The organism is Kineococcus sp. AC630, from assembly GCF_979255925.1.
The window spans coordinates 166,992-173,649 of the sequence record NZ_CEEDMJ010000013.1 but is presented as its reverse complement, the minus strand read 5'-3'; the positions used below and the strand labels follow the sequence as shown (position 1 = coordinate 173,649).

The window sequence follows — 6,658 nt, the reverse complement described above, 5'->3', positions numbered from 1 at the left end:
CACCTCCCCCACCCGCCCGATCGGCGTCGCCGTGATCGGCGCCGGCATGGCCGGCCGCGCCCACCTCGCCGGCTACCGCGCCGCCACCACCCTCGCCGGCGGCCGCTACAGCGAGGGCCTGCCGCCGGTCCGCCTGGTCGCCGTCGCCGACGCGCACGAACCCTTCGCGATCGCCGCGGCGCAGCGCTACGGCTACGAGCGCGCCGAGACCTCCTGGCAGGCCGTCGCGCAGGCCGACGACGTCGACGCGGTCAGCGTCGTCGTCGCCAACCACCTGCACCGCGAGATCGTCGAGGGGCTGCTGGCCGCGGGCAAGCACGTCCTGTGCGAGAAGCCGCTGGCCCCCTCCGTCGCCGACGCGGAGGCGATGGTCGCGGCCGCCGCCCAGCACCCGGACCTCGTCGCCGCGGTGGGTTTCACCTTCCGCCGCTCCCCCGCGATCAACGGCCTGCGCGAGCAGGTGCTCAACGGTCACCTCGGTACCGTCCGCCACTTCAACGGCCACTACTGGTGCGACTACGCCACCAATCCGAACGCGCCGATCAGCTGGCGCTACAAGGGGGGCCTGGGGTCCGGAGCGCTCGCGGACATCGGCAGCCACCTGATCGACCTCGGTGAGTACTTCTGCGGACCGCTGGAGTCGGTGCGGGGGACGGTGTTCTCGCAGGTGACGAAGCGCCGGCCGAAACCGGTCGGCGCCGTCGTCGGGCACGCCCTGTCCGAGGTGAGCGCCGAGTTCGAGGACGTCGAGAACGAGGACCTGGCGACGTTCACGGCGACGTTCGCGAACGGAGCGACCGGGACGTTCTCGGTCTCGCGCATCGCGCACGGCCTGCCCAACGGATTGGGTTTCGAGATCTTCACCGAGCACGGCGCGGGCGCCTTCGACCTCAACCGCACCGGTGAGTTCACCATCGCCGACTCGACCGCGCCCGGTGCGGTCAACGGCTACCGTCAGGTCCTCGTCGGCCCCGAACACCCCTACGTCGCGGGCGGGCTGCCGATGGACTTCCCCAGCGTCGGCCACGGCCAGAGCGACTTCTTCACCTTCCAGTGCCGCGCGTTCCTCAACGAGGTCGCCGGTGGGGTCGGAACCCCGATCGGCGACCTGCCCGTGGTGCCGCCTATGGCCCACGGCCTGCACAACCTGCGCGTGCTCGAGGCGGTCACCCGGGCCGCCGACGGCACGGGCGAACCCGTCCCCGTCGACTGAGGGAGAACAGACCGTGAAACTCGGCGTCTACAACGCGATCCTGCACGACCGCCCCCTGCCCGAGGCGCTGCAGGTCGTCGCCGGCCTCGGGCTGGAGGGCATCGAACTGAACTCCGGCGGGTTCCTCCCCCCGGTCCACATCCCCACCTTCGACGACATCCTGGTCAGCGACACCGCCCGCGACGAGTTCCTCGGGACCTTCGAGGGCACCGGGGTCTCGATCGCCGGCCTGAACTGCAACGGCAACCCGCTGCACCCGAACCCGGTCATCGGCGACGAGCACGCCGAGGACGTCCGCCGTTCGATCCGGCTGGCGAACCGCCTGGGCCAGCACCGCGTCGTCACCATGTCGGGGCTCCCCGGCGCCGAGCCCGGGGCGACCCGCCCCACCTGGGTGGTGAACGCCTGGAACTCCCGCGACCTCGACGTCATCGACCACCAGTGGAGCGTCGCCGTTCCGTTCTGGCGCGAGATCGACGCCCTCGGTCGCGATCTCGACGTCAAGGTCGCCCTGGAACTGCACCCGCAGAACGTCGTCTTCAACCCGGCGAACGCTCGCGAACTCGTCGAACGCACCGGGGCGACCCACGTCGGCGTCGAACTCGACGCCTCGCACCTGTTCTGGCAGCAGATGGACCCCGTCGCCGTCGTCCGCGACCTCGGTCCGCTGGTGTTCCACGCCGCGGCCAAGGACGTGCGGATCAACCCGGCCGCCGCGGTCTACGGCGTGCTGGACAACCGGTTCCGTCGCCTCGACCCCTCCGAGGACCGCACGAACCTCGGGGGCGACGAGTGGGTCAACGAGTGGCCGAAGGAGTCCGCGTGGGACTTCGTCGCCCTCGGCAGGGGCCACGACACCGCGTTCTGGGCCGAGTTCCTGCGTGCCCTGCACGAGGTCGACCCGGACATGGCCGTGAACATCGAGCACGAGGACACCTCCCTCGGGCGGATCGAGGGCCTGGAGGTGGCGGCGGAGGTCCTCAAGGACGCCGCCCGGGCCGCCGGGGTCTGAGCGGCGGCCCGGACGGACGGGACGCCCTGTCGCGCAGGGCGTCCCGTCACGGGTAGGCGATGGTCTCCGTCCGTCCGCTGGCCAGGGCGCGGGTGGCCGCGTCGGCCACGGCCTGCGCCGCGAGACCGTCCTCCAGCGTGACGGGCGGGGTGGTCCCCCGCTCCAGCGCGTCGACGAAGGCGGCCAGCGTCGCGGCGTAGGTCGGTTCGACCCGCTCGAACCAGCCCGGCGGCAACGCGTCGGCGACGGCCCCGGTCGCGCCGTAGTGCACGACGTTTCCCCGGTGGTGACGCCGGGACTCCACCAGCCCCGTGGACCCCATGACCTCGATGCGCTCGTCGTAGCCGTACCCGGTCCGCCGGACGCTGTCGATCTGCACGAGCGCCCCCGAGGGCAGGGTCAGCACGGCCACCGAGGTGTCGACGTCGCCGAAGCGCGCGATGCGGGGATCGGCCAGGGCGGAACCGGTGACGGAGACCGAGACCGGGTCCTGACCGCTGATCCACCGCGCGAGGTCGAAGAAGTGCACGGTCTGGTCGCGCAACTGGCCCCCGGAGACCTCGAGGTACTCGATGGGCGGGAGGGAAGGGCCGCGCGACGTCAGCTGCAGGAGTTCGACCTCCCCGACGCCCCCCTCCGCCACCACGCGACGGAGCGCGGCGTGGTCGCGGTCGAAGCGGCGGTTGAAGTCCAGCATGGCCGGCACCCCGCTGCGGCGGACGTGCGCGACGACGTCGCGCGCCGCGGCGAGGTCGGGGGCGAGGGGTTTCTCGCAGATGACGGCCAGGCCGGCGTCGGCGGCCGCGCGCAGGTGCTGGGCGTGGGTGTCGGTGGAGGAGGCGATGAACACCGCGTCGACGCGGTCGGCGTCGAAGACCTCACCGAGATCGCCGGCGGCCCGCGAGCCGTGACGGCGGGCGAGGTCGTGGGCGCGGGCCTCGTCGATGTCGTAGACGAGGACGAGGTCGACGTCCGGGTGCGCGGCGAGGTTGCGGGCGTGGACGGAGCCGATGAACCCGGCACCGACGAGGGCGAAGCGTTGCACGGGGCTCAGCCGACCAGGATGGCGAGCAGGTTGCGCATGGTCGTCGCCACCACCAGCGGATCGTGCTCGTTGGCGCGGTCGGAGAACATCTCCGAGACCCACCAGCCGTCGTAGCCGGTGGACTCGATCGCGTCGACCCACTGCTGCAACGGGATCGCTCCCCCGCCGATGACGACGTTGCGGTGCACGCCCTGGTCGGCGACGTCGTGCTCGCGGTCGAGGTCGAGACCGTCGGAGAGGTGGACGGCCTTGATGAGTTCCGGTGGCAGGGCGGCGACCTCCTCGAGGGTGTCCCCCGTGGACCAGAAGTGCCAGGTGTCCAGCGCGATCCCGACGTTGGGCCGCCCGGCGGTCTCGATGATCCGCAGCGCGTGGCGGCAGCGGTTGAGCCGGGCCCAGGCGAGGGGTTCGAGGTAGAGCTCGAGGCCGTGGTCGGCGGCGATGTCGGCGGCCTCGCGGACGTTGCCCGCGGTCACGGCGACGGCCTCGGCCTCGTCCATCCCCAGGGTCGCGCGGTAGCGGGCGTCGTCGTCGGCCAGGGTTCCCGCACGGTGGTCCTTGACCACGCCGACGTCCAGCGGGCCGGTGCAGAGCTGGACGATCGGGGCGCCGAGCGTGGCGGCGATCGAGCACATGCGGCGCACCTCGGCGAGGAAGTCCTCCCGCGCGGCGCCCTGGCGTTCGACGTCGAGGACCGCGCCGAGGCCCGTCACCTCGAGGCCTTCCAGGAGGGGCGGCAGCGTGTGCACCGAGAAACCCGCGTCGAGGTAGCGGTAGAGCTTGGGGCTCTGCAGCTCGATGCCCCCGAACCCGGCCTGCCTGGCGACGGCGATGTCCTGGACGACGTTGCCGAAGAAGGTGGTGGTGACGTTCATCGACAACTTCGGCAGCGACGACGGGGACGACGGGGACCCCGCCGGGGGTGCCGCCGGGACCGGGCGGGTCGTGGAGGTGGACACGGTGCTCCTCACTGAGCGACTGGACAGGTGTGGACCGGTCCAGGTTAGCGTCCAGCGATCCACGTGTCTGCCCCTAAGCTGCCCCCGTGGAACACCGCGACGGACGCACGCCGGCACCGCGGATGCCCACGATCCGGGACGTGGCCGAGCAGGCCGGGGTGTCGAAGTCGCTGGCCTCGCTGGCGCTGCGCGGGGATCCCGGGGTGAGCGAGGCCCGCCGTGCCTCGGTGCGGCAGGCGGCGGAGGAGCTGGGCTACCACCCGAACCGGCTGGCCCGGGCCCTGGCCCAGCCGCGGTCGGGCACGGTCGGGGTCCTGCTCAACGACCTGCGCAACCCCTGGTTCGTCGAGCTCCTCGCCGGCCTGACCGCCTCCCTCGACGGCGCCGGGCTGGCGCCCGTGCTCGCCGACTCCTTCACCTCCCGGCGGGTCGGGCGCTCGGCGGTGGACCAGCTGCGCTCGCAGCGGGTCGACGCGGTCGTCGTCGTCGGCACCACCGACGACGACCAGGAGCTGCGCCGGGCCGCGAGCGCCGGCCTGCCGATCGTGCTCGCCGGGACCTACGACCCGGGCGACCTGGACGCCGACGTGGTGGTCAACGACGACGAGGCCGGCGCGACCAGCGCGACCCGGCACCTGCTGGACCTCGGTCACCACCGCCTCGTGCACCTGCGCGGCCCGGGACGGGTGGGTTCGCTGCGCGCCCAGGGGTTCGACCGGACCCTCGCAGACGCCGGCCTGCCGGCGTCGGTCGTGGCCGGCGGCACGGGTGAGGAGAGCGGGTACGCCGCCGCCCGGCGGGTCCTCGAGAGCCGTGAGCGCCCGACCGCGATCTTCGCCTACAACGACCTGGCGGCCATCGGCACCCTGTCGGCGGCGCACGACCTGGGGCTCGGCGTTCCCGGGGACCTGTCGGTCATCGGCTACGACAACACCTACCTCGCCGCCATCCGCCACCTGTCCCTGACGTCGGTCGACAACGGGACCTTCGCCATCGGCGTCCAGAGCGGACGTTTCGTCACCGAACGCCTCGCCGGCGGCGGCCAGGGGGGCCGCGTGCACCGGGTCGCCGCCACGCTCGCGGTCCGCCGCACGACGGGGCCCGCACCGGCGACCACCGGCTGAACCGCGGCGCCGGGTGCCGACCCCGTCCGCCGGGGCGACGATGGGCCGGTGCCCCTCCTGCCTCCCCCGCCGACCGAGCGCGACGCCGTGCGCGCCTGGGTCGCCACCCACCTCGGGCACCTGACCTGCGAGGCCCCGGACGAGGAGGTGCCGGTGTCCCCGGTGCGCGGCGGGCAGACCGCCGCCGACACCGCCCTCGCCACGCTGGACCTGACCGGCTACGCCGCCCGCCGCAACGAGGTGTTCCCGCGGGAGCGCCGCGGCGCGACGCGGCTCTCCCCCTACATCCGCCACGGCCTCCTGCCTCTGCCCGCCGTGTGGACGGCGGCCGCCGACGCACCGGCCCGGGACCGCTCGAAGTTCCGCGACGAACTGCTCTGGCAGGAGTACGCGCGCCACCTCTACGCCCGCCTCGGCCACCGCACGGCGGACGCCCTGCGCTTCGAGGCTCCCGTCCCGGCGCAGGCCTGGCCCCGCGAGCCCTGGCCGCAGGAGATGGCGTGCGTCGCGGCGACCACCGCGGAACTGCACGAGGACGGCTGGCTGGTGAACCAGACCCGGATGTGGCTGGCGTCGCAGTGGTCGGTGCGGGCCGGGGCGGACTGGCGTGAGGGCGCGCAGGAGATGTACCGCCACCTGCTCGACGGTTCCCAGGCCGCCAACCGCCTCGGCTGGCAGTGGGCGGTCGGGACCGGGACGGGCAAGGTCTACGGCTTCAGCCGCTGGCAGGTCGAGAAGCGCGCCCCCGGTCTGTGCCGCAGCTGTCCCCTGCAGCGGGCCTGCCCCGTCCAGGAGTGGCCGGACACCGAGGCCGGCCCCCGCGCCGAGGCCCCGGACGCGCTGGTGGGCGGTCCCACCGACGCCGGCCCCCGGTCACCGGAGGTCACCGGGGAACCCGACACGGTCTGGTTGACGGCGGAGTCCCTCGGGGACACCGACCCGGCCCTGCTCGCGCACCCGGACCTCCCCGCGGTCTTCGTGTTCGACGAGCCGTTGCTGGCCCGCCTGCGGTTGTCCGGCAAGCGACTCGTCTTCCTCGCCGAGACCCTGGCGGAACTCGGCTGCGACGTGCACCTCGGCGACCCCGTGGCGGAACTGGCCGGACGCCGTCTGGCCGTCACCCATGCCCCCGTCCCCGGGTTCGCCCGTCGGTCGGCGCGGGCGGACGTCGTCGCCCGCCACCCGTGGCCCTGGCTGCGCCGACCCGGTTCAGGGTCCTTGCGCTCGTTCAGCGCGTGGGTGCGTTCGGCGGGCTGAGGACGCTTGACCTCAAGCGCTTGAGGGCGCGCAGGATCTCCCTGTGCG

The 6,658-nt window shown here is 73.6% G+C and carries 6 protein-coding genes; 4 read left to right on the top strand and 2 right to left on the bottom strand.

What is annotated here, in order from left to right; translation table 11 throughout:
* Positions 1–19: 19 nt before the first annotated feature.
* Together AC0I8G_RS15440 and AC0I8G_RS15435 are read left to right on the top strand one after the other, a co-directional pair.
* A complete protein-coding gene (locus AC0I8G_RS15440) occupies positions 20–1,213 on the top strand; it encodes a Gfo/Idh/MocA family protein (RefSeq protein ID WP_471730705.1) in 1,194 nt (397 codons plus the stop codon).
* A gap of 13 nt (positions 1,214–1,226) precedes the next feature.
* Entirely contained in the window at positions 1,227–2,225 is a 999-nt protein-coding gene (locus AC0I8G_RS15435) for a sugar phosphate isomerase/epimerase family protein (RefSeq protein WP_471730693.1), read from the top strand.
* Positions 2,226–2,271: 46 nt separating this feature from the next.
* Here AC0I8G_RS15435 and AC0I8G_RS15430 read toward each other — a convergent pair whose 3' ends face one another.
* On the bottom strand, positions 2,272–3,270 hold the full coding sequence (locus AC0I8G_RS15430; RefSeq protein ID WP_471730692.1) for a Gfo/Idh/MocA family oxidoreductase: 999 nt from the start codon (positions 3,268–3,270) through the stop codon (positions 2,272–2,274).
* 5 nt (positions 3,271–3,275) lie between these two features.
* The gene (locus AC0I8G_RS15425; protein ID WP_471730691.1) at positions 3,276–4,229 is read right to left on the bottom strand and encodes a sugar phosphate isomerase/epimerase family protein; all 954 of its coding nucleotides are present in this window, start codon (positions 4,227–4,229) and stop codon (positions 3,276–3,278) included.
* Positions 4,230–4,315: 86 nt separating this feature from the next.
* Between AC0I8G_RS15425 and AC0I8G_RS15420 the strand changes: the two genes are divergently transcribed.
* Together AC0I8G_RS15420 and AC0I8G_RS15415 are read left to right on the top strand one after the other, a co-directional pair.
* Positions 4,316–5,353, top strand: a complete 1,038-nt coding sequence (locus AC0I8G_RS15420; protein ID WP_471730690.1) for a LacI family DNA-binding transcriptional regulator — start codon at positions 4,316–4,318, stop codon at positions 5,351–5,353.
* 48 nt (positions 5,354–5,401) lie between these two features.
* A complete protein-coding gene (locus tag AC0I8G_RS15415; protein ID WP_471730689.1) occupies positions 5,402–6,610 on the top strand; it encodes an FAD-binding domain-containing protein in 1,209 nt (402 codons plus the stop codon).
* The last annotated feature ends 48 nt before the right edge of the window (positions 6,611–6,658 follow it).